This is a genomic window from Stenotrophomonas sp. YJH_SMC_101-4, assembly GCF_059370395.1.
Genome location: NZ_JCAFTP010000004.1, coordinates 216,362 through 238,160, shown reverse-complemented (window position 1 = coordinate 238,160; position 21,799 = coordinate 216,362). Strand labels below are relative to the sequence as shown.

General features: G+C 65.4%; 25 protein-coding genes and 1 tRNA gene. 4 read left to right on the top strand and 22 right to left on the bottom strand.

What is annotated here, in order from left to right; genetic code table 11:
• Nucleotides 1-187: 187 nt before the first annotated feature.
• The 3 genes from AC5P8D_RS15385 to AC5P8D_RS15375 form a co-directional block, all read right to left on the bottom strand.
• Nucleotides 188-1,051 carry a hypothetical protein gene (locus AC5P8D_RS15385; protein ID WP_159360492.1) on the bottom strand — a complete coding sequence of 288 codons (864 nt, stop codon included), beginning with the start codon at nt 1,049-1,051 and terminating at the stop codon, nt 188-190.
• A gap of 205 nt (nt 1,052-1,256) precedes the next feature.
• Nucleotides 1,257-1,649 (bottom strand): DNA adenine methylase, encoded by a 393-nt coding sequence (locus AC5P8D_RS15380; protein WP_235652565.1) that lies wholly within the window; start codon nt 1,647-1,649, stop codon nt 1,257-1,259.
• A 417-nt stretch (nt 1,650-2,066) separates the two neighbouring features.
• Nucleotides 2,067-2,549, bottom strand: coding sequence for a hypothetical protein (locus tag AC5P8D_RS15375; protein WP_157805978.1), 483 nt, complete (start codon nt 2,547-2,549; stop codon nt 2,067-2,069).
• A gap of 51 nt (nt 2,550-2,600) precedes the next feature.
• Here AC5P8D_RS15375 and AC5P8D_RS15370 point away from each other — a divergent pair, with 51 nt between their 5' ends.
• The 3 genes from AC5P8D_RS15370 to AC5P8D_RS15360 are packed head-to-tail and all read left to right on the top strand — an operon-like array spanning nt 2,601 to nt 4,163.
• Entirely contained in the window at nt 2,601-2,891 is a 291-nt protein-coding gene (locus AC5P8D_RS15370; RefSeq protein ID WP_100446460.1) for a hypothetical protein, read from the top strand.
• Between the two features lie 7 nt (nt 2,892-2,898).
• A complete protein-coding gene (locus tag AC5P8D_RS15365) occupies nt 2,899-3,111 on the top strand; it encodes a DUF4224 domain-containing protein (RefSeq protein ID WP_100447143.1) in 213 nt (70 codons plus the stop codon).
• A complete protein-coding gene (locus AC5P8D_RS15360; protein WP_159360819.1) occupies nt 3,111-4,163 on the top strand; it encodes a tyrosine-type recombinase/integrase in 1,053 nt (350 codons plus the stop codon). Before AC5P8D_RS15365 ends, AC5P8D_RS15360 begins: the two co-directional genes overlap by 1 nt.
• A gap of 73 nt (nt 4,164-4,236) precedes the next feature.
• On the opposite strand, the gene AC5P8D_RS15355 is transcribed toward AC5P8D_RS15360, so the two are convergent.
• A tRNA-Lys gene (locus AC5P8D_RS15355) sits at nt 4,237-4,312 on the bottom strand.
• Nucleotides 4,313-4,490: 178 nt separating this feature from the next.
• Between AC5P8D_RS15355 and AC5P8D_RS15350 the strand changes: the two genes are divergently transcribed.
• Nucleotides 4,491-5,447 (top strand): DUF2268 domain-containing putative Zn-dependent protease, encoded by a 957-nt coding sequence (locus AC5P8D_RS15350; RefSeq protein WP_329760944.1) that lies wholly within the window; start codon nt 4,491-4,493, stop codon nt 5,445-5,447.
• A gap of 133 nt (nt 5,448-5,580) precedes the next feature.
• Here AC5P8D_RS15350 and queC read toward each other — a convergent pair whose 3' ends face one another.
• The 18 genes from queC to aspS form a co-directional block, all read right to left on the bottom strand.
• On the bottom strand, nt 5,581-6,246 hold the full coding sequence (gene queC / locus AC5P8D_RS15345) for a 7-cyano-7-deazaguanine synthase QueC (RefSeq protein ID WP_329760943.1): 666 nt from the start codon (nt 6,244-6,246) through the stop codon (nt 5,581-5,583).
• A 78-nt stretch (nt 6,247-6,324) separates the two neighbouring features.
• A complete protein-coding gene (queE, locus tag AC5P8D_RS15340) occupies nt 6,325-7,026 on the bottom strand; it encodes a 7-carboxy-7-deazaguanine synthase QueE (protein WP_071306421.1) in 702 nt (233 codons plus the stop codon).
• Between the two features lie 176 nt (nt 7,027-7,202).
• Nucleotides 7,203-8,021: a tol-pal system protein YbgF gene (gene ybgF / locus AC5P8D_RS15335; protein WP_495203463.1), complete on the bottom strand. Its 819-nt coding sequence runs from the start codon at nt 8,019-8,021 to the stop codon at nt 7,203-7,205.
• Between the two features lie 3 nt (nt 8,022-8,024).
• Nucleotides 8,025-8,543: a peptidoglycan-associated lipoprotein Pal gene (pal, locus tag AC5P8D_RS15330; protein WP_005410748.1), complete on the bottom strand. Its 519-nt coding sequence runs from the start codon at nt 8,541-8,543 to the stop codon at nt 8,025-8,027.
• A gap of 64 nt (nt 8,544-8,607) precedes the next feature.
• On the bottom strand, nt 8,608-9,927 hold the full coding sequence (gene tolB, locus AC5P8D_RS15325; protein WP_032128528.1) for a Tol-Pal system beta propeller repeat protein TolB: 1,320 nt from the start codon (nt 9,925-9,927) through the stop codon (nt 8,608-8,610).
• A 285-nt stretch (nt 9,928-10,212) separates the two neighbouring features.
• A complete protein-coding gene (gene tolA / locus AC5P8D_RS15320; RefSeq protein ID WP_159360493.1) occupies nt 10,213-11,268 on the bottom strand; it encodes a cell envelope integrity protein TolA in 1,056 nt (351 codons plus the stop codon).
• The gene (gene tolR / locus AC5P8D_RS15315) at nt 11,258-11,686 is read right to left on the bottom strand and encodes a protein TolR (protein WP_005410751.1); all 429 of its coding nucleotides are present in this window, start codon (nt 11,684-11,686) and stop codon (nt 11,258-11,260) included. The genes tolA and tolR overlap by 11 nt, the downstream gene beginning before the upstream one ends.
• 24 nt (nt 11,687-11,710) lie before the next feature.
• Nucleotides 11,711-12,490 (bottom strand): protein TolQ, encoded by a 780-nt coding sequence (tolQ, locus tag AC5P8D_RS15310; protein WP_006438802.1) that lies wholly within the window; start codon nt 12,488-12,490, stop codon nt 11,711-11,713.
• Between the two features lie 10 nt (nt 12,491-12,500).
• The gene (ybgC, locus tag AC5P8D_RS15305; protein WP_010481597.1) at nt 12,501-12,932 is read right to left on the bottom strand and encodes a tol-pal system-associated acyl-CoA thioesterase; all 432 of its coding nucleotides are present in this window, start codon (nt 12,930-12,932) and stop codon (nt 12,501-12,503) included.
• The gene (ruvB, locus tag AC5P8D_RS15300; protein ID WP_053443408.1) at nt 12,922-13,962 is read right to left on the bottom strand and encodes a Holliday junction branch migration DNA helicase RuvB; all 1,041 of its coding nucleotides are present in this window, start codon (nt 13,960-13,962) and stop codon (nt 12,922-12,924) included. Before ruvB ends, ybgC begins: the two co-directional genes overlap by 11 nt.
• A 376-nt stretch (nt 13,963-14,338) precedes the next feature.
• Nucleotides 14,339-16,258, bottom strand: coding sequence for a potassium transporter Kup (locus AC5P8D_RS15295; RefSeq protein WP_014038224.1), 1,920 nt, complete (start codon nt 16,256-16,258; stop codon nt 14,339-14,341).
• Nucleotides 16,259-16,307: 49 nt separating this feature from the next.
• Nucleotides 16,308-16,901, bottom strand: coding sequence for a Holliday junction branch migration protein RuvA (gene ruvA / locus AC5P8D_RS15290; RefSeq protein WP_010481591.1), 594 nt, complete (start codon nt 16,899-16,901; stop codon nt 16,308-16,310).
• 13 nt (nt 16,902-16,914) lie between these two features.
• Nucleotides 16,915-17,436 (bottom strand): crossover junction endodeoxyribonuclease RuvC, encoded by a 522-nt coding sequence (ruvC, locus tag AC5P8D_RS15285; RefSeq protein ID WP_010481590.1) that lies wholly within the window; start codon nt 17,434-17,436, stop codon nt 16,915-16,917.
• A 105-nt stretch (nt 17,437-17,541) separates the two neighbouring features.
• Nucleotides 17,542-18,273 (bottom strand): YebC/PmpR family DNA-binding transcriptional regulator, encoded by a 732-nt coding sequence (locus AC5P8D_RS15280; protein WP_010481589.1) that lies wholly within the window; start codon nt 18,271-18,273, stop codon nt 17,542-17,544.
• 176 nt (nt 18,274-18,449) lie between these two features.
• Nucleotides 18,450-19,082, bottom strand: a complete 633-nt coding sequence (locus AC5P8D_RS15275; protein ID WP_029379762.1) for an esterase/lipase family protein — start codon at nt 19,080-19,082, stop codon at nt 18,450-18,452.
• A 75-nt stretch (nt 19,083-19,157) separates the two neighbouring features.
• Entirely contained in the window at nt 19,158-19,679 is a 522-nt protein-coding gene (locus tag AC5P8D_RS15270; protein ID WP_414614873.1) for a GNAT family N-acetyltransferase, read from the bottom strand.
• A 31-nt stretch (nt 19,680-19,710) separates the two neighbouring features.
• Nucleotides 19,711-20,031: a hypothetical protein gene (locus tag AC5P8D_RS15265; protein WP_019337538.1), complete on the bottom strand. Its 321-nt coding sequence runs from the start codon at nt 20,029-20,031 to the stop codon at nt 19,711-19,713.
• A 16-nt stretch (nt 20,032-20,047) separates the two neighbouring features.
• Nucleotides 20,048-21,799 (bottom strand): aspartate--tRNA ligase, encoded by a 1,752-nt coding sequence (gene aspS, locus AC5P8D_RS15260; RefSeq protein ID WP_010481582.1) that lies wholly within the window; start codon nt 21,797-21,799, stop codon nt 20,048-20,050.

Here is a 21,799-nt window from a genome sequence, read left to right as displayed (position 1 = left end):
GTAATTGCACAGATAACATATCGACGCACCTGCCCAAGCGGCCAACCAAGAACAACTCCGAGGCACGCCAAGCCAATAGCAGACCACCAATAGACGTGGCTGACACCACTATTGATATTCTGCATCGTCATCACGCACAAAATCACAGACACGACGAGCAGCACCTTTGAAACACTGACCCTACTAACTAATCTGAGCTGCACGTTATGGACTCCTGACGCTCTTGACCATCTGTCGTTGACTTCAGGATAGAAGTACACACCACGCCACCAGGCGCACTACCGACAGAACCAACGAATGTTGCGCCTAATGCTACCGCTTGGTTGACGAACCGCCCCTGATCCATCGAGTTATTGAAATGATACTGCCTAAAACTGTCAACCCCGCCAGTCAACTCTGACTTTGTGGCAGGAATTAGATTGTTACTGGAATCACGCGTGGAGTTAGGCAATCGCTGCCACTTTTTCTCGATGGGATCGAAAACAACCACCGCATAACTTCCATCTACAGCATGAAGGGTTATTGAAACCTTCACCTTATTGAGATCAAACACTGGAATGTTCACCAGCATCTGAGCGCGCATCAGTAGTGTATTGAAACTATTCTCAGGGGTGGTCCTCACCCAATCCAGCATGGTTGCTTCTCTTGCCGGATTGTTTACAACATCATACATACTGTCTGGCAGCCCCGCCCCCATTGGCATGAAGTAAGTTTTGCCATCAATCTGAACTGCGATCGAGAAATAGTCGGCAATGGGAACTGGCACCGCGTACTCGACTGCAGACCCGTAACTTGTCGAACCGTCTGGAATTTGACCTGGAACATCTTGGCCAGGCTGATCGAGGGTCACTGCGTAGCGACGAATCTTACCCTCGTGACGATTTATGACATATATTTCACTATACGAATTCCCGCTATAGGCCGCCGTCATCATTGCCCATTCCTGCATCTCTGCGGGAGTACAACCATCGCAAGAAATGGTTTCAGCGCCCGCACCACTTGCATAGCCTGCGGCGAGCAGCACAGAAGAAAATAGTATCTTCTTGATCATTACTTCGTCCTTGATCCATTCGCTAGACGAGCCTTAGCGATCAAGATTTAACATTCATGAATAGTTAAGTCAATCTATGACGCCAGTGCACTCGACGATGCTATCGGCCAACGAGCCGCCAGCGCTGGAGGCCTGCAGCTTCAGCCGTGCCGTCAACACGCCACGCAACAATCGCGAGGACCTGCTCCGGCAAGTTGCGTGACGTCTACAGCAGGGTGGCCTGGCTGTCGTCCCAGCTCTTGATGATCAGCTCTCCGAACTTCTTCCCTCTCCCCTGCCCGCCACCGATGGTGTAGTCGAGCTGCAGCGGCACCAGGTCGAAGCCGGCGAACACTTCGCGGATCTCAGGGTGGTCGTTGATCGAGACCACGAAGCGCCCGACCGAGCCGCGCATCAGCTCGGCCATGGCCTCGTACTCAGCGAAGGGGAACTCGACGCCGTAACCCTCCGTTTCCCAATACGGCGGATCGAGGTAGAACAGCGTCCCCGGCCGATCGTAGCGCCGCACGCACTCCTGCCATGGCAGGCACTCGATCACCGTATTCGCCAGGCGGAGATGCACAGCGCTCAGCTCCTCCTCGATGCGCAGAAGGTTCAATCGTGGACCGCCAGCGGTAACCACGCCGAACGACTGCCCCTGCACCTCGCCACCAAACCCGATCAGCCGGGCGACGACACACGCTGGAGTCGGTGCTTTCCGCTGTTTACCGTCAAGAGCGTGACGGGTCCACACCTCGAACCGGCGAAGTTCGCCGGTAGATCGCACTACCAGGTGCAGCTCAGGTATCGCGAAGGGCCGCCCGCCACTCACTACGACGCGGGCTACCACGATGTTTGCCCGATCAAGGGGCGTCCCTGGCAGATGCGCGGAGACGGCGATTACCTGCAGTTGGTGCGCCGTGCACCGCCTACAGCAAAGCCACGCCGTGCTGCTGCAGTGCCGGCGCCCCCCCCCTCCCCCTCACCCGCCGCTGTTGCCGCTGCCGGCCCAACTGGATCTATTCGCATGACCGCCCTATCGCTTCCGACGGGCTTCCAGCTCCTGCAGCACAGCGGCCAAACCGCCGTTGCTGGCCAGCGACCGCTCGTGTGGCGTCTGTCCGGCCTCTCCACCATGCAGCCAGGCCGACGAGTCTTTGCGCAGGACCACGTTCGCCGCCTCCAGCACCACCAGGTGCCGCGCATTGCGCTGATGCTCGGCCAGCTTCGGGCCGAACACAGACAGAAGGCTGGTGGCTGGATCCTGCAGAAGCTGCTCGGCATCCCCGGGGATGTGCTGGCCGTGGTGAACCTGTCTGGCCAGCGCATCCAACAGGTCGGCCAGCGACCGGTCAGCGCCCGGAGCCATGGCGGCTCGGATCTGCTGCCGCTGCCAATGCGTCGTCGGCCTCTTGGCCAATACCAAGTCCTGAACGTCAGCGCTCTGTCGAAGAGCGCCCGCCTCAGCCTTGGCGCGGAGCCACAACTCCGCATGCGTCGAATTCGCATATTGACTCATGCACCCCAGTGTAGCGCCAGCCATTCCCCGCATTTCCATCGGAGCTGACACATGACCCAGGAACATATCAGCCACCCGGAAGGGTTGCCGAACTGCGCCGCCGGCCACCGCGCGCGCCACATCCACGACAAGCGCTGTGCGTCCGCCGGCGGCGGCCACCTGGTCGAATGCGCCTGCAGGGCGACCAGCAAGAGCCAGGATCCCGAGAAGGCGTTGGCCGAGTGGCGGCGTATAAACCGCCCTGCCCGCAGCGCTCGCAAGGCTGAGCCGGTGCTGCCGGACAACGTGCTGCAGCTGCCGCTTCTGGCAACGCCGCGGGAGGTGCGCCGTGTCGGCGGCTGAGAAGATCATGCGCCCCGGCGCCCACGGCGACGTGGCCGACCTGACCGGGGCGCATACAAAGCGCAGGCAGATCCAGAACCTGGCTCGCAACGGCATCCCGCATACGATCAACGCTGCGGGCTGGCCGGTCGTGATGTGGGCGGCCGTTGATGGGTCAGCGAAGAAACCGCCAGAGGTCGAGGGCGGTTGGACGAGCAACGCACTGAGGTCAGCAGCGTAATGGGAAGACGCTCAAAGGATCCTGGTTCGATACCCCACTTGCGTAAGCGAAAGCGGGGGAAGACCGTCTATTACTTCTTCGACCACGGCGGCAAGCCGAGGCGCGAAACTCCGCTGGGTAAAAGCTACCCGGAGGCGGTTCGGAAGTGGGCGGAGTTGATGGCGACCGAGGCCCAGGTGCCGGAGATCGTGACCTTCAAGGATGCAGCCACGCGTTACGCGCAGCTGGTCATCCCGAAGAAGCGCGCATCGACGGCGAAGGTCAACCTGGCCGAGCTGGCCAAGCTGGAGGAATTCTTCTGCAATCCTCCTGCCCCGCTGGCCAAGATCAGGCCGCTGCACGTTCGCCAGTACATGGACTGGCGAACGAAGCACGGAACGGTGGCCACGGTCAGCGCAAACCGCGAAAAGGCCCTGCTGAGCCACATGTGGAACAAGTGTAGGGAATGGGGCTTCACCGACGCGGAGAACCCTTGCAAGGGCGTGCGAGGTTACGGTGAAGCGGGCCGCGATGTGTACGTGGAAGACGACGTATACCGGGCAGTGTGGGATGCAGCAGATCAACCGCTGCGTGATGCATTGGATCTGGCCTATCTGACTGGCCAGCGGCCGTCCGATGCGCTCAGCATGGACCGGCGTGACGTGCGCGATGGGTTCCTGCACATCAGCCAGAGCAAGACCAAGCACAAGCTGCGCATTGCCATCGAAGGTGAGCTGGCGGCGCTTCTGGCGCGCTTTGCCGCCAGGACGTTCAAGCGCCGCGGCAAGCACACGGGAGCCGTCATCGTGCACACCGCGCTGCTACTGGATGAGCATGGTCAGCCCTTGAGCAAGGGGCAGCTACGGAGCAGGTTCGATGCAGCGCGCGCCCGCGCTGGCGTCGAAAAGTCGGCCTTCCAGTTCCGCGATCTGCGAGCCAAGGCCGGCACCGACAAGGCCGATGCATCCGCAGATATTCGCCAGGCGCAGCGCCAGCTCGGTCACTCGTCGGTGGTAATGACCGAGACCTACACACGAAAGCGCAAGGGCGACCGCGTAACCCCGACGAAGTAGTTTTGCGGAAAAGATGGGCGATTGCGGAAAAACAAAAAGGGCTCCGGATCGCTCCGAAACCCTTATGTAGCAATGGTGGGCCGTGAAGGATTCGAACCTTCGACCAAAAGATTAAAAGTCTTCTGCTCTACCGACTGAGCTAACGGCCCATTGCACTGCCCCAGCCTTTCGGCGGGGTGGGCATTCTACCCTACTTTGCCGGGCCGGGTGAAACCCTGGTGCGTCGAGGTTGCCGGCCAGCGGCCGGCACTACCCGATCTGGGCCGCCGGCTTAAACCTTCCGGGCCGTCGTCGCATCCCATCTGTGATCCTTCCCCGGAGCCACGGATGCACCTGCCCCTCTGCCTCATTGCCGCCCTGCTGCTGCCCTGCGCGGCACTGGCCGCCCCGCCCCAGGTCGTCACCGACGACATCGGCCGCTTCTGGGCCACCTATGACGCGGTACGCGCCGAGCCCGACGTTGAACGCCAGGTCGCACTCGTGCAGGAGCGCTACATCGATCCAGGCAGCCCCGGCCTGCATGCGCTGATGCAGGTCCGCAACTACACCGCCCGCGAATACGCCGAGGCCATGCGTGCGTGGCCGCGCTTCTGGACGTCGGTTCGGCCGTTGACCGCCAACGCGCAGCAGGCCAGCGCCACACTGGAACGGGATCTTTCCAAATTCCGGGCGCTCTACCCGGCTTTGCGCCCGGCCACCATCACCTACGCAGTCGGTGTACTGCGCACCGGTGGCACCACGCTGGGCGACAAGGTGCTGATCGGTGCCGAGATGGCGCTGGGCGATGAGCGCGTGGACGTGAGCGAACTGCCCGAAAAGATGCGCGAGCGGCTACGGATCTTCTACGACAGCCGTCCGGGGGCGAACAACGCGCAGAACAACCTGCACGAGTACGTGCATACCCAGCAGCGCGAGACCACCGGCAGCCTGGCCCAGTACGCGGTGCGCGAGGGTGTTGCCGAGTACGTGGCCGAACGACTGAGTGGGCGTCGGCCGGCGCTTCCGCTGTACAGCTACGGACCCGCGCATGAGGCGGACATCCGCACGCGTTTCATTGCAGAGATGGACGGGGGTAACCTCGACAACTGGCTCTACAACAGCGCCCGCAATCCATTCGGGGTGAGTGATGTGGGGTACTACGCTGGGTATCGCATCGCGCAGGAGTACATGCGCCAGCAGGCCGACGAGAAGGCCGGTATCGCGCGGATGATCGAGTTGGACTATGCCGATCCGAAGGCGGTGCGGGCGTTTATCGAGGCATCGGGGTGGTTGCAGCAGCGGTAGCGCCGGGCCATGCCTTGCGGGCCAGGGAGTGCGAACCAAGGTTCGCACCCACCGAGGGAGCGGTTGGCATCCACCAGGTCCATCTGGTTCGCACCCACAGGGAAGCCGGCCAGCGGCCGGCTCTACCGAGCGATCAGGCGTACAGCGTCGGGTCCGGCACGCCGGCCTCGGCGAAGCCCTGCGCGCGCAGGCGGCAGGCGTCGCAGTGGCCGCAGGCGGCGCCGTTGGCGTCGGCGTTGTAGCAGGACACGGTCAGGCCGAAGTCCACGCCCAGGCGCACGCCTTCGCTGACGATCTGGCCCTTGCTGAGGAACTGCAGCGGCGCGTGCACCTTGATGCCCGCACCTTCCACGCCCGACTTGGTGGCCAGGTTGGCCAGTGTCTGGAATGCAGCCACGAACTCGGGGCGGCAGTCCGGGTAGCCGGAGTAGTCCACGGCGTTGACGCCGCAGAAGATGTCATTGGCACCGAGCACTTCGGCCCAGCCCAGCGCCAGCGACAGCATGATGGTGTTGCGCGCCGGCACGTAGGTGACCGGGATGCCGGCGCCACCGGCCTCGGGTACGTCGATGTCGTCGGTCAGTGCCGAGCCGCCGATGCTGCGCAGGTCCACGTCCACGGTCTTGTGCGCGACCACGCCCTGGGCCTTGGCCACGCGGGCGGCGGCATCCAGTTCGGAGGTATGGCGCTGGCCATAGCGCACGCTCAGGGCATGCACAGCGAAGCCCTGTTCCTGGGCGATGGCGATGACGGCGGCTGAATCCATGCCGCCGGAGAGAAGCACGACTGCCTTCTTCATGGGAAAAACATCCGGTTGGGAGGGGAAAGCCAGCACGCTGTCCCGCGCCGGAGCTACATCAGGGAACGCTGCGCGGGCTCATCGGCCCGGCTCGTCGTTCCACAGGATTTTATGCAACTGCATCTGGAAGCGCACCGGCAGCCGGTCTTCAACGATCCAGTCGGCCAGCTGCCGCGCGGTGATCTCGCCCTTGCTGGGCGAGAAGAACACCGTGCAGCGCTTGACCAGATCGCGCTCGGCCAGCAGGGACTTGGCCCAGTCGTAATCCTCGCGGCTGCAGATGACGAACTTGATCTGGTCGCGGGCGGTCAGCAGCGGCAGGTTGTCCCACCGGTTGCGCGCCACTTCGGCCGAGCCCGGGGTCTTGATGTCGACCACGCGCGATACGCGCGGGTCCACCGCGCTGACGTCCAGCGCGCCGGAGGTCTCCAGCGAAACGTCCATGCCGGCATCGCAGAGCTTCTGCAGCAGCACCAGGCAACGCTTCTGCGCCAGCGGCTCGCCGCCGGTCACGCAGACGTGGCGCACGCCCTGGGCCAGCACCTCGGCCACGATGTCGTCGATGTCCCACCAGGTGCCGCCATGGAAGGCATAGGCGGTGTCGCAGTACTGGCAGCGCAGCGGGCAGCCGGTCAGGCGCACGAACACGGTCGGCCAGCCGGCGGTATCGGCTTCGCCCTGCAGCGAGGTGAAGATCTCGGTGATCTTCAGGCGTGGCAGGGGCGACTGCACGATCTCACTGGGCGTGGCGGCGGCGCTGGACGGGGTAACGGCGGTCATGGCGGGGAGTTCTTGGTGGGACACGTGGCGGGTGGGCTACCGTGGCCGGTAACGAAAGCAGCCGAGCATGGCTCGGCTCTACAACAGCAACCGGACGGGTTTGCCGGTCCGGAAACGAAAGTAGCCGAGCATGGGCTCGGCTCTACAGGGCACCCATTGTACGCCCGGTCAGCGGATCAGCGGATCTGCTTGCCGAGGCGGATGGACTGCAGACGGTCCTGCGCGGTGCGCGCGGCGTCCGAGCCAGGGTACTGCGCCACGACGGTCTCCAGCGTCTGCTGGGCCTGGTCGACCTTGCCCTCGCCGTATTGCGAGAGGCCGACCTTGAGCAGGCCGCCAGCGGCCTTGTCGTGGGTCGGATAGCGCGAGAGCAGTTCGCGGAACTGGGTCTCGGCCATCGGGAAATTGCGGGTGGCGTAGTAGCTCTCGCCCAGCCAGTACAGCGCGTTCGGCGCGTAGACGCCGTTCGGATACAACTGCAGGAAGCTCAGGAACAGCTGCGCCGAGTCATCGTACTTGCCGGCCTTCAGCGAATCGAAGGCGACATTGTAGGAGGTGCGCTCGTCGCCGGTGGCGGCAAGGCTGCCGGCATCACCATGGACGGAAGGCGGCCGCTCGGAAGTGGCCGCCGCTGCGGGTTTTGCCCGAGCCGGTGCGGCCTTCGGCGCGCTCGCCGGAACGGGCGGCAGGGCCGGGGCGGCATTGCCCCCTTCCAACCGGTTCAGGCGGCTGTCCAGATCCAGGTACTGATCCTGGGCGGACTGCTTGAGCTGGGCGTTGTCGTGCTGCAACTGCTCGATCGAGGCCTGCAGGCTGGTGACCTGCTGCCGCAGCTGGTTGATCTGGTTCAACAGGTCCTGGTTGGCACTGTTGTTGTACATCTGCTGCTCGAGCGCGCCGACACGGTCAGCCAGGCTCTGTCGCTGTGCATGCGCCGGTGCGGCAGCCACGAGGGCTGCCGCAACGACCAGCATCAGTTTGATGCCAATGCGCATGGATTACTGCGCGGTGTAGACGATTTCGACGCGACGGTTCTGCGACCAGCAGGACTCGTTCGACTCGGTGCAGACCGGACGCTCTTCACCGTAGGACACGACGGTCAGCTGCGAAGCCGAGCCACCGTTGGCCTGCAGGGCCGAGTTGACGCCGTTGCCACGACGCTCACCCAGGGCCTGGTTGTACGCGCGCGAACCGCGCTCGTCGGTGTGGCCCTGCAGGGTGATGCGCGAGGACGGACGGTCACGCAGGTACTTGGCGTGGCAAGCCATGATGGCCTGGAATTCCGGCTTCACGTCTTCCTTGTCCAGGTCGAAGTAGACAACGCGCTGGCGCAGGCAAGCGTCGGTGTCCAGGTCGCCCGGGCCGTACAGGCCCGAGGTCGACGGACCGGTCGGGGTGGTGGTCGAGGTGCCGGTGTCAACCGGGGCTGCCGGCTCTTCCTTCACCTTCTTCGAGCAACCGGCCAGGACGGCCACAGACAGCAGGGAAACAAGCAGAACGCGGGTGGACTTGTTCATGGCGATACCTTTGTGGCTCCTAGGCCGATGAGGGGTTCAAGACAACGAAAATATTAACACTCTTTTAGCGCTGGGTACGGTATGGGGACCATGCCGGTTCGCGCACATCACCATCGGCCAGGACTAGGCGCTGGCGGACCCGCGCATCGGCCGAGACGGCATACAAAACACCACGGCCACCTTCGCGGGCGGCATACAACACCATGCTCGCGTTGGGCGCAAAGCTGGGCGATTCATCCAGCGAGCCCGGGGACAGCGTGCTCCAGCGGGGCGAACCCAGCGAGCTGTCCATCATCGCGATCTTGTAGCTGTTGCCCGAGCCCTGGGCGACGGCGATCTTCTTGCCATCGTAGGACACCGAGGGCTTGGCGTTGTAGTTGCCCTGGAAGGTCACGCGCTCGGCGCTGCCGCCGCCCGCACCGACCTTGTAGACCTGCGGACGGCCGCCGCGGTCGGAGGTGAAGTACACCGCGCTGCCGTCCGGCGCCCAGGTCGGCTCGGTATCGATGGCGAAGTGGTTGGTCAGCTGGGTCAGCTGCTTGCTGCCCAGGTCCATCACGTAGATTTCCGGGTTGCCCGAACGCGACAGGGTCAGGGCCAGCTTGCGGCCGTCCGGCGAGAAGGCCGGGGCGCTGTTGATGCCACGGAAGCTGGTGACCAGCTCGCGTGCGCCGGTGCCGATGTTCTGGATGTAGATGGCCGAATTGCCACGCTCGAAGCTGACGTAGGCCAGCTTGCTGCCATCCGGGCTCCACGACGGCGACAGCAGCGGCTCGGCCGAACGCACGATGGTCTGCGGGTTGTAGCCATCGGAGTCGGCCACCATCAGCGCATAGCGCATGGCGTCGCCCTTGCCGCTGGCGGTCACGTAGGCGATGCGGGTCCAGAAGGCGCCGCGCACACCGGTGATCTTCTCGTAGATGGCGTCGGCCATCTGGTGGGCGACATCACGCATGGCATTGCCACGGGCGGTCATCGCCAGGCCCAGCAGGCGCTCGCCCTTGGGCACGTCGAACAGTTCGTACTCGACGCGGTAGGCACCGGCACCGGCGTCGAGCACGCGGCCGACCACGATGTAGTTCTGCTTCAGCGCGCGCCAGGTGGCGAACTGGATGTCGCCGCCACGCACGGGCTTCTCGACGATCTGCGCTTCGGGCAGCGTGCGGAACTGGCCCGAGCGCTCCAGGTCGGCACGGACCACGCCAGCGACGTCGGTCTGCGGTGCAGCCGCCGAACCCTGGTAGGGCATCGGCACGATGGTGATCGGCAGCGCGGAGGCATTGCCGCCGATGATGTCGATATCCAGCCCCTTCTGCTGCGCGACGGCAGCAAAGGGCAGCAACAGGGCCGCAAACACGGCAAGCCAGCGAGGCATCTTTTTCATGGAGCGCTCAATAGGGGGAAACCGGAACGAGGGATAACAAAGCGGAAGTGAACCGCTTCGCAATCATGAACCAAGGGTACGTGAATTCCGGGTCAGTTCCAGCCCGTCCTCTCACGCACCGTTAACGTCGTGGCTAACATCGCACTCGCCTGCCCCGGTCACGCCGCCCTGTAGGACGGTGTTCGACAGCAGCCCACAGCCTGCCCGGCCGAAACCGGACCTGCCAGAGGCGAGCGCGACATCCGTGGGCGCAGGTGGCCCGGGAGCCACCCTGCCCTGCCCGCCTCAGCGATCCTGGGCGGTAAAGGTGAAGTTGAGCGTGCGCGCGAATACCGACTCGAAGCCGCGGTATGGCAGCGGCTGCGCGTTGAGCACGGCGGCCTCGATCGAACGCTTGCCGGCCTCGTCGTACGGGCAGTTCGGGCTGACCTTGGCCTGCATCACCGTGCCGCCCGGAATCTGGGTGATGGTGATCTGGCAGCGCTGGCCCAGCGGCACCGTATCCGGGCGCACCCACTGCGACAGCACCTTGGCCTGGATCGCGGCGGCGTACTTGGCCGAAAGATCGTCGCTGTTGCCACCACCACCGGCGGCCGGCTGGGACGCACCGCTGGCACCGGCAGCGGCACTGCCGGCTGCATTGCGCGCGGCGGCCACCTGGCGCAGCTTCTGCTCGGCCAGCTTGGCTTCCTTCTCGGCCTGCTCGCGGCGGGCACGGATCTCGGCGATCTTCTTCTGCTTCTCGGCCTCGGCCTTGTCAGCGGCCACGCGCTCCTGCTCGGCCAGCTTCTTCTTCTCGTCCGCTTCCTGCTGCTTGGCTAGGCGCAGCTTCTGCTCCGCTTCTTCCTGGCGCTTGCGTTCGGTCAGGTCGATCTGCTCCTGGCGACGCTTGGCTTCCTGCTCCTGCTTGGCCTTCTCCTGCGAGATGGCCAGTGCGCTCACCGCTTCCTGGTCCTTGGTGTCCGGCTGCGCGACGCGCTCCTGCGCCTGTTGCTGCTGCGGCGTGGGAGCGTCCTGCGGGCGCGGCTCGGGGATCGGCTGCGGCGGCGGAATGGTGTCTTCCGGCACCGGGATCGGCTCGGCCACCGGCGGCGGCAGGTCTTCCAGCTTTTCCGACTGGCGCAGGGCCTGGCGCGCGGCGGAGGCCTCCGACGCAGACAGCGCCAGGCTGGCCTCGACCGACGGATCACCGGCGGCGGCGTCGGTGTTGCGCTCGGGCGACCAGAACCATGCCACGATGAAGACCAGCGCGACCAGCAGGTGCACCAGCAACGCCAGCGCCAGGGGCAGGCCCCAGCCGGGTTCGCGCTGCTGTGGAGGTGGCAGGGCGTCAGCGTGCATCGGTGGCCAGGCCTACCTTGTCTACCTTGGCGCGCTTGATCACATCCATCGCAGCAATGACCTTTTCATAGGCCACGGCGCGGTCGGCGGCGACGATCACGCGCACGCCCTTGTCCTGGGCGGCGATGCCGGCCAGGCGCCCTTCCAGTTCCTCGGCCGACACGGCGGTCGGTTCCTTGGCGTCGGGCAGCTTCAGGCTGAGCTGGCCGTCCTGGCGCACCGAGACGATCACCGGGTCCTGCTTGCTCTCCAGCGCCTTGGCGTTGGATTGCGGCAGGTCGACGTCGAAGCTCAGCGTGAGCAGCGGCGCGGTGACCATGAAAATGATCAGCAGCACCAGCATGACGTCGATGTAGGGAACGACGTTGATTTCCGATTTCAGCTTGCGGCGCTTGCGGCGACCGATGGCAGCGGACATGGCTTGGACTCCCGGGTCAGGCGCTTACTCGTCGCCAGCGCTCTGGCGCTGCAGGATGGAGCTGAACTCTTCGGCGAAGGTCTCGAACCGCACCGACATGCGCTCTACGCGGGTGGTGAAGCGGTTGTAGGCCCACACTGCCGGAATCGCCACGAACAGGCCGATGGCGGTGGCGAACAGGGCTTCGGAGATGCCTGGCGCGACGGCGGCGATGCCGGCCTGCGCACCGCTGCTGATCATGTCGTGCATGGTCACCATGATGCCGAACACGGTACCGACCAGGCCCACGTACGGGGCGGTCGAGCCGATGTTGGCCAGCAGTTCCAGGTTGCGCTCGAGCTGGTCCACTTCGCGGGTGTAGGTGGTGCGCATGGCACGCTGCGCGCCTTCCAGCTGCGCACGGCCATCCAGGCGGCGCTTGTCGCGCAGGCGGGTGTATTCGCGGAAACCGGCTTCGAAGATGGCTTCCAGGCCGCCGACATTGCGGCTGCGGTCGGTGGCCGAGCTGTACAGCTTGCCCAGGTCCGCACCGGACCAGAAGCGGTTCTCGAACTCGTCGGCTTCGCGGGTGGCCTGCTTGAACACGCGGGCCTTGCGGAAAATGATCACCCAGCTGACGAACGAGCCGACCAGCAGCAGCAGCACGATGATCTTCACCGGCAGGCTGGCCTTGGCCATCAGTTCGAGGTAGTTGATGCCGCCGCCGGTGGTGGCCTGGGCAAGGGTCTGTGTCGCGGCGTTGCTGACGTCGGCCGGCAGTGCCTCGGTGACCGTGGCCTGCAGGGCCAGGAGCGTTGCGATCATCCGTTGTTCCTCAGTGTTCGGATTCGGGGTGGAGGTGGGGTTGCAGCACGGCAAGGACGGCCTCGTCCATGCCACGCGGGCGGAAACTGGCCGCTTCCAGTGCGGCGATGCGGACCTGCGCCGACAGCAGCAGTTCGCCGTCGCGCAGGATCTGCTGGTCGAAGACCATGCTGGCCTTCTTCAGCTGGACCAGGCGGGCACTCACCTGCAGGGTGTCATCCAGCCGTGCCGGCCTGATGAAATCCATCTGCATCGAGCGCACCGCGAAGACCATCCCATGCTCGGCGCGCATGCGCTCCTGGCCGTAGCCCAGCGCACGCATCCATTCGGTCCGGGCCCGTTCCATGAAGGCCACGTAGCGGGCGTGGTAAACCACGCCACCTGCGTCGGTATCTTCCCAGTAAATGCGTGTCGGCCAACTGAATCGGGGCTCAACCGACATCGGGAACCTCCGCGAACAGGTCCTGCGGCGGGTTCTTCGGCTTCAGGCCCATGTGCCGGTAGGCCTTGTGGGTGGCCATGCGGCCGCGCGCGGTACGCACCAGGAAGCCCTGCTGGATGAGGTACGGTTCAACCACGTCTTCCAGCGTGCCGCGCTCTTCGGACAGCGCTGCCGCCAGCGATTCGATGCCGACCGGGCCGCCATCGAAGTAGTCGACCATGGTCTTCAGCAGGCGCCGGTCAAGCTCGTCGAAGCCCTCCGGGTCGACCTTGAGCATCTTCATCGCAGCCTGGGCCACGGCCTCGTCGATGTGGCCGCCGGCCTTCACCTGCGCGTAGTCGCGCACGCGGCGCAGCAGGCGGTTGGCGATACGCGGGGTACCACGCGCGCGGCGCGCGATCTCCCCTGCCCCGTCGGCGGTGCAGTCGATGGCCAGGATGGCCGCCGAACGGCGCACGATGCGGGTCAGCTCCTCGACGCTGTAGAACTCCAGGCGCTGGACGATGCCGAAGCGGTCGCGCAGCGGCGCGGTCAGCAGGCCGGCACGGGTGGTGGCACCGATCAGGGTGAACGGCGGCAGGTCGATCTTGATCGAGCGGGCGGCGGGGCCTTCGCCGATCATGATGTCGATCTGGAAATCTTCCATCGCCGGGTACAGCACTTCCTCGACCACCGGCGACAGGCGATGGATCTCGTCGATGAAGAGCACATCGTGCGGCTGCAGGTTGGTCAGCAGCGCGGCGAGGTCGCCGGCCTTCTCGATCACCGGGCCGGAGGTCACGCGCAGGGCCACGCCCAGTTCGTTGGCGATGACGTGGCTGAGGGTGGTCTTGCCCAGGCCCGGCGGCCCGAAGATCAGTACGTGGTCGAGCGCGTCGCCACGCCCCTTGGCCGCCTGGATGTAGATCTCCATCTGCTCGCGCACCGGCACCTGGCCGAGGTAGTCGGCAAGGCGCCTGGGGCGGATGCTGGCGTCGGCGGCGTCATCCTCGCGGGTGGCGCCGGCGCCGATGATGCGGTCGTCGGTCATGTGCTGATTATGCGGCAAAAGTACGGGTTTCGGCCGGGCTGCGCCCGGCACCCGCAGAGGCAACTGCCGGAGCAACTGCCGGAGCAACAGCCGGAGCAACAGCCAAAGCTGGCTTCCTGGGGGATGCCGGGGTGGGTCCGGTTGCGGGGGACGCTGCAAGTACGTCCATGTAAGCTCGGTCGCCGCATCCATGCGGCTCACGCCCCCGCAACCGGACCCACCCCCGCCTTCGACAGATCGCCGCAGTCTGTCTGGATGGCGTGGCCTGCTCTGCCTGCTCCTGGCGGGTGTCGACCTTGGTCGACACGGTATGGCCTGCTCTTGGTGGGTGTCGACCTTGGTCGACACGGTAGGTTGGATGGATCGACGGTGGAGATTAAATCTCCACCTGTGCGCCGAGTTCCACCAGGCGATTGCCCGGAATGCGGAAGAAGCCGGTCGCGGGAGCGGCGTTGCGATGCATCAGCGCGAACAGCTTGTCGCGCCAGATCGGCATGCCGCGGTTGGCGGTGGCCACGATGGTCTCGCGGCTGGCGAAGAAGGTGGTGTCCATCGGGTCGAAATAGATGCCACCGTGGTCGCACGAGCGCATCAGCGCCAGCGGCACGTCCGGGGTCTCCATGAAACCGAAGCGCACGTAGACGCGATAGAACTCGTCGCCTACCGATTCGATCTTCAGCCGCTGCCCTTCCATCGCATATGGAATCGGCAGGGTTTCCACGTGCAGGAACACGTTGCGCTCGTGCAGCACCTTGTTGTGCTTGAGGTTGTGCATCAGCGCATGCGGGGCCACGGTCGGGTCGGCGGTGAGGAATACCGCAGTGCCCGGCACACGTACCGGCGGTGCCAGCATCAGGCCCGGCAGGAAGGTATCCAGGCGGATGCCGTCCTTGCGGATCTCATCGCGCAGCAGCTCGCGGCCACGGCGCCAGGTGCGCATCATGGTGAACAGGAAGATGCCCAGCACCACCGGGAACCAAGCGCCCTGCAGCAGCTTGGCACCGTTGGCGATGACGAAGCCGAGGTCGATGATGAAGAACACCACGCACAGCGGCAGGATCCACTTGCGTGCCTTCGGCCACAGCGAGCGTGCCACCAGGGCCAGCAGCAGGGTGTCGATCAGCATCGTCGCAGACACCGAGATGCCGTAGGCCACCGCCAGGTTGGACGAGCTGCGGAAGGCCAGCACCAGGCCGATCACCATCACCGCTATGCCCCAGTTGATGCCCGGGATGTAGATCTGGCCAATGGTGTCGTGCGAGGTATGCTTGATGCGCATGCGCGGGATGTAGCCCAGCTGCATGGCCTGGCGCGAGACCGAGAACGCACCGGTGATGACCGACTGCGAGGCGATCACTGCGGCCATGGTGGCCAGGATGATCATCGGATACAGCGCCCACGGCGGCACCGCCTCGAAGAAGGGGTTCTTCAGCGCCTCTGGATGGTTGAGCACCAGTGCGCCCTGCCCCAGGTAGTTCAGCACCAGGCACGGCAGAACGAAGAAATACCAGGCGTGGCGGATCGGCTTGGCGCCGAAATGGCCCATGTCGGCGTACAGCGCTTCGCCGCCGGTCACTGCCAGCACCACCGCGCCGAGGATGAAGATGCCGTGCCAGCTGTGCTCCATGAAGAAGCGGATCGCCCACCAGGGGTTGAAGGCCTTCAGCACTTCCGGCGCGTCGACGATGTTGTAGATACCGATCGCGGCCAGCGAAATGAACCAGACCGACGTGATGGGGCCGAAGGCCTTGCCGATCTTCTCGGTGCCAAAGCGCTGCGCAGCAAACACCATCAGCAGTACCACCACGGTGATCGGCACGATGAAGGCATGCAGGCCCGGCGCGGCCACCTCCAGGCCTTCGACGGCGCCCAGCACCGAAATCGCCGGCGTGATCACGCCGTCGCCGAAGAACAGCGAGGCACCGAAAATGCCGAGGATGCCCACCACATAAGCCGAGCGCGAACCGTTGCGCAGCGTGCGCTGGGTCAGCGCCATCAGCGCCATGATGCCGCCCTCGCCGTCGTTGTCGGCGCGCATGATGATGGTCACGTACTTCAGCGTGACCACGATGTTCAGCGCCCAGAACGCCAGCGACAGCACGCCCAGCACGGTATCGTGGTCGCTGTTGAGCCCGTAGTGCGGCGAGAACGCCTCCTTCAGGGTGTACAGCGGGCTGGTGCCGATATCACCGAAGACCACGCCGATCGCACCGATGATCAGCGCCATGCCTCCGGCTGGAGGGGCGTGACCATGGCCGCCTGGGGCGGCGGCGTGCGGGGTTTGACTGCTGGACATGGGACTCCTGGCGAAGCTCAGGCGGTGGGTTGGGGGAAAGAAAGGCAGGTCAGCGCAGCGCCGACTGCAGCGCCTTGCGGATCACGGTGGCCACTTCGTCGCCCTCATTGAAGGCGTCGCGGGCCATGCGCGCGGCTTCGGCCGGCTTGTAGCCCAGCTGCTGCAACGCCACGGTCGCATCGGACAGCGGGTCGGCCGGAGCCGGGCCACTGCCGGTGGGCAGCGCGCCGCCGGCACCGAACTGGGCGGCGCGGTCACGCAGCTCCAGCACCATGCGCTCGGCGGTCTTCTTGCCGATGCCCGGAATGCGGGTCAGCGCGGTGATGTCACCGGCCTGGACCATGCGCGCGAACTCCTCGACGGTGACGCCGGACAGCACGGCCAGCGCGATCTTCGCGCCGATGCCACTGACCTTCTGCACGTCGCGGAACAGGCGCCGCTCGCCCTCGCGCAGGAAGCCGTACAGCGAGACGCTGTCTTCCTTCTGCGCGTAATGGGTGTACAGGGTGACCTCGCGGCCGAGCTCGGGCAGGTCATAGAAGGTGCTCATCGGCGCCTCCAGCTCGTAGCCCACTCCGTTCACGTCCACCACCAGCCACGGCGGCGCCTTGTAGGCGACGATGCCGCGCAGTCGACCGATCATTGCGTGCAGCTCCTCATTTGCGGCCCCACGCCTGGCGGGCACTGAGCCCCAGGCGGTTGGCCGTTGCCCTTACGTGGGCATGGGTGATAGCCACCGCCAACGCGTCGGCCGCGTCGGCCTGCAGCTTGGTTTTCAGGTTGAGCATGAGCCCGACCATGTGTTGAACCTGTTGCTTTTCGGCGCCACCACGACCGACCACCGCCAGCTTGATCTCGCTGGCGGCATATTCATGCACCGGCAGGTCGCGCAGCACCACGGCGGAAATCGCCGCGCCACGGGCCTGGCCCAGCTTCAGTGCAGAATCGGGGTTGCGGGCCATGAACACGCGTTCGATGGCCACTTCCTGCGGCTGGTACTCGCGGCACAGGTCGGCCAGGCCCAGCACCAGCAGCTTCATGCGCTGCGGGAAATCGTCGGCGCCCAGCAGCACCAGCGGCTGGTGATGCACGTGGCTGACCTTTCCGGTGGCGTCGACATCAATGATGCCGACCCCGGTCCGCTGCGAACCGGGGTCGATGCCGAGGATGCGGGTCATGCGGCACTCCTGGCGGGGCGGAACGGGAGGCGCTGGCAGGCGTATGGGCTCATGACTGTCCGCGGTGACCGTTCAACGGCCCGCGCCCAGGCCGTCGAAGACGGCTCAGGCGTAGGCGTCGGCGCCGAGTTCGGCGTTGGAGTACACGTCCTGCACGTCGTCCAGGTCTTCCAGCATGTCCAGCAGCTTCTTGACCTGCAGGGCGACGTCGCCTTCGACCTTGATGTCGTTGTCGGCGCGGAAGGTGATCTCGGCGTGGTCGGCGACATGGCCCGCAGCGGTCATTGCATCCTTGACCGCGTTGAACGCGTCAGGGCTGGTGACCACATCGATCGAGCCATCGTCCGGATAGACCACGATGTCATCGGCGCCGGCCTCGATGGCCGCCTCGGTGATGGCTTCCTCGTCGACGCCCGGGGCGAAGCTGAGCACGCCCAGGCGCTTGAACATGAAAGCCACCGAGCCTTCGGTGCCCATGTTGCCGCCGCACTTGCTGAACGCATGGCGGACATCGGCCACGGTGCGCACGCGGTTGTCGGTCAGGCAGTCGACGATCACGGCCACGCCGCCCGGGGCATAGCCCTCGTAGCGGATTTCCTCGTAATCGACGCCTTCCAGTTCACCGGTGGCCTTCTTGATGGCGCGCTCGATCACGTCCTTGGACATGTTCACGGCCAGGCCCTTGTCCATCGCCACGCGCAGGCGCGGGTTGTTGTTGGGGTCGCCTCCACCGCCGCGCGCGGCAACGCCGATCTCACGGATGATCTTGGTGAAAATCTTGCCGCGCTTCGCGTCGGACGCGTTCTTGCGGGCTTCGATGGAGGGGCCTCTACCCATGGGTGCTACCGTCTGGCTGCTTCAGGATCAAGGCGCGGATTCTACCTGATCGGGCGCTGCAACCGTGTCTAGGCCCGTATTGTTGTAGAGCCGAGCCCATGCTCGGCTCAATGGGCCCGACGGAATGCAGCCGAGCATGGGCTCGGCTCTACAGGGCGGCCCTTCCTCCCCTGCCCCTATGCTGCCGCCGCGTCGCGGCTGTGGTCGAACTGGCCGTGGCGCAGGAAATGCGCGGTCTGCCGCGCGGCATCGGGCGACACCACCAGGCCACTGTGGCTGGTGCGGACCACGCAATGGTCGGCCAGACCCGGCAGGCGCGTCTCAGCCAGGGCCACGGTGCCGTCCGAGGCATCGTCGATGGCCCCCAGCAGGCTGCCCAGCCCATGCGGCACCGAACCGGCGATCAGGCCAACCTCGGCCCTGCCCTGCCAGTCCGGCAGGCCATCCAGCAGCAGGTCGCTGCTGCGCCCCAACGCGAGGCCCCAGCCGTGCTCGGACAACGAACGCGCAGTGCCACTGCCGCGCAGCGGCGAGCCCAGGCAGACCACGCGCTGCACATCCAGCTGCGGCTGGCGGCGCAAGGCCTCCAGCGCCAGCAATCCCCCCAGGCTGTGTCCGACCAGCGACAACGGGCCGGCATCGGTCAGCCGCTCCAGCAGCTGCGGCACGGCCACGTCGGGACCACCGAATACCGAGGAATAGCCGAACGCGTGCACCTGGAAACCACGTGCGCGCAGGCGCCAGGCCAGCGGCCCGACCCAGGCACGGGCATTCCAGATGCCATGCAGCAGCAATACGGGGGGAGTCATGCAAACAGCCTGGCGGTCAGCGGGGCGGGAACGTACGGTGATTGAACACGCGCGCGCAGCAAGCGGCGGTGAACGTCAGGCTGCGCGCGGTGTGCGGCGCAGGATGAATTCAAGATCGTGGGTGTCGCCGACCGGGAACAGATATTCGCCCGCCTTCTCGAATCCATAGCGGGCGTAGAAGCGCTGTGCGCCGAAGTTCTCCGACCACACGCCCAGCCACAGCGTGCGCGGGCCTTCGTGCTCCAGCCAGGCCAGCGCGGTTTCCAGCAGGCGGCTGCCCCAGCCACAGTTCTGCTGGGCCTTGATCAGGTACAGGCGCTTGAGTTCGCCGTCACCGGGTTTCACCTCGGGATGCGGCAGGCCACAGGGGCCGGTGGCGGCATGGCCGACCGCCTCCCCGTCCAGCTCCAGCAGCCACACCGCGTAGTCGGGGTGGGCCAGGATCACGCGCTGGCGCTCGACCGTGTAGGCCTCCTCAAGGAAGGCCTGCAGGTCCTGCGGCGGATACAGATGGCCGAAGGTTTCGGTGAACGTGCGGGCAGCCAGCGCCGACAGGGTCGGCGCGTCGTCCACAGTGGCGCGGCGGATCGAATACATGCAGGAAGTTGACGTCAGGGCGAAGGGCGGGTCAAGCCTTTTCAGGCGACTCCGCTTCTTCTTCCTCGTCCTCTTCCTCGTATTCCTCTTCGTCCTCGTCCTCTTCTTCCTCGCCTTCCTCGTCCTCGTCGTACTCTTCCTCTTCGTCGTCCTCGTAATCCTCGACGCCGAAGTCTTCACCGTCCCAACGGCCTTCGCCGTCGGCGACGAAGGTCAGGGCCATCGCCGCCGGGTTGGTACCCACACGAACCAGCCACCCCCCGAACACGCGTGCACGCTCGGTGACCAGATTGGCCTCGGCGCCTTCATTGCCCAGCTTTTCCCACTCCAGCGAAAACGCGAACTCGGTCATTGCCTGGATCTCCTGATCAGTTGGTCTTGGGGCGAACCTGGATGTGCACTTCGGCCAGCTGCGCGTCGACGATCGGCGACGGCGCGTCGGTCATCAGATCCTGTGCACCGGTGGTCTTCGGGAACGGGATGACGTCGCGGATCGACTCGGTGCCGGCCATCAGCGCGGCGATGCGGTCGATGCCGAAGGCGATGCCACCGTGCGGCGGCGCGCCGTAGTTCAGCGCGTCGAGCAGGAAGCCGAACTTGGCGCGGGCTTCTTCGGCACCGATGCCGAGCAGCTCGAACACCGCGCTCTGCATGTCCGGACGGTGGATACGGATCGAACCACCGCCGATCTCATTGCCGTTGAGCACCATGTCGTAGCCACGCGAGACGGCGGTACGGGCGTTGGCGCGCAGGTCGGCGATGTCGTCCACGGCCGGTGCGGTGAAGGGGTGATGCAGGGCGACGTAGCGCTGTTCTTCCTCGTCCCACTCGAACATCGGGAAGTCGGTGACCCACAGCGGTGCCCAGCCGTCGGCGACCAGGCCGAAGTCCTTGCCGGCCTTCAGGCGCAGCGCGCCCATGAAGTCGGAGACCTTGTTGTAGCCACCGGCACCGAAGAACACGATGTCGCCGTTGCCGGCGCCGACGTGCGCGACCAGCGCAGCGAAGCTTTCCTCGCTGAAGAACTTCTGGATCGGCGAGCTGACTTCGCCGTTGTCGGCGATCTTGATGTAGGCCAGACCCTTGGCACCGTACTTGGCGGCATGCGCGGCGTACTCGTCGATCTGCTTGCGGCTGAGCGCCGCACCGCCCGGGATGCGCAGCGCGGCAACGCGGCCTTCGGCATCGTTGGCCGGGCCGGTGAACACGGCAAATTCGCTGTCCTTGACCAGCTCGGCCACGTCCACCAGTTCCAGCGCGATGCGCAGGTCCGGCTTGTCCGAACCGTAGCGACGCATCGCCTCGGCCCAGGTCATGCGCGGGAAGCTGGCGTCCAGCTGCACGTCCACCACTTCCTTGAAGATGGCGCGGATCATGTCTTCGACGAAGTCCTGCACGTCGCGCTCGCGGACGAAGGCGAATTCCATGTCCAGCTGGGTGAATTCCAGCTGGCGGTCGGCACGCAGGGCTTCGTCGCGGAAGCAGCGCGCGATCTGGTAGTAACGGTCGAAGCCGGCCACCATCAGGATCTGCTTGAACAGCTGCGGGCTCTGCGGCAGGGCGTAGAACTCGCCCGGGTGCATGCGCGCCGGCACCAGGAAGTCGCGGGCGCCTTCCGGGGTGGCCTTGGTCAGGATCGGGGTCTCGATGTCCTGGAAGCCCTTCTCGTCCAGGTGGCGGCGCAGGGCCTGCACCAGCTTGATGCGGGTGCGCTGCATGCGCTGCATCTCCGGGCGGCGCAGGTCCAGGTAGCGGTACTTCAGGCGGGTTTCTTCGCCCGGGTTCTCGTGGGCGTGGAACGGCAGCGGCGCGGCCTTGTTCAGCACGGTGATGGCAGTGGCGATCACTTCCACCTTGCCGGTGCGCATCTTGTCGTTCACCGCGTGGCGGGCACGCACCACGCCTTCCACCTGCAGCACGTCCTCATAGCCGAGCGACGCGGCCACGGCAAACACGTCGGCGTTGTCGACTTCCACGGTCACCTGCACGATGCCTTCATGATCTCGAAGATCGATGAAGCAGACGCCGCCCTGGTTACGGGCCACGTCGGTCCAGCCGGCGAGGGTGACAGTCTGGCCAATCAGGGTCTCATCGACCAGGCCGCAGAAGTGGGTACGCAT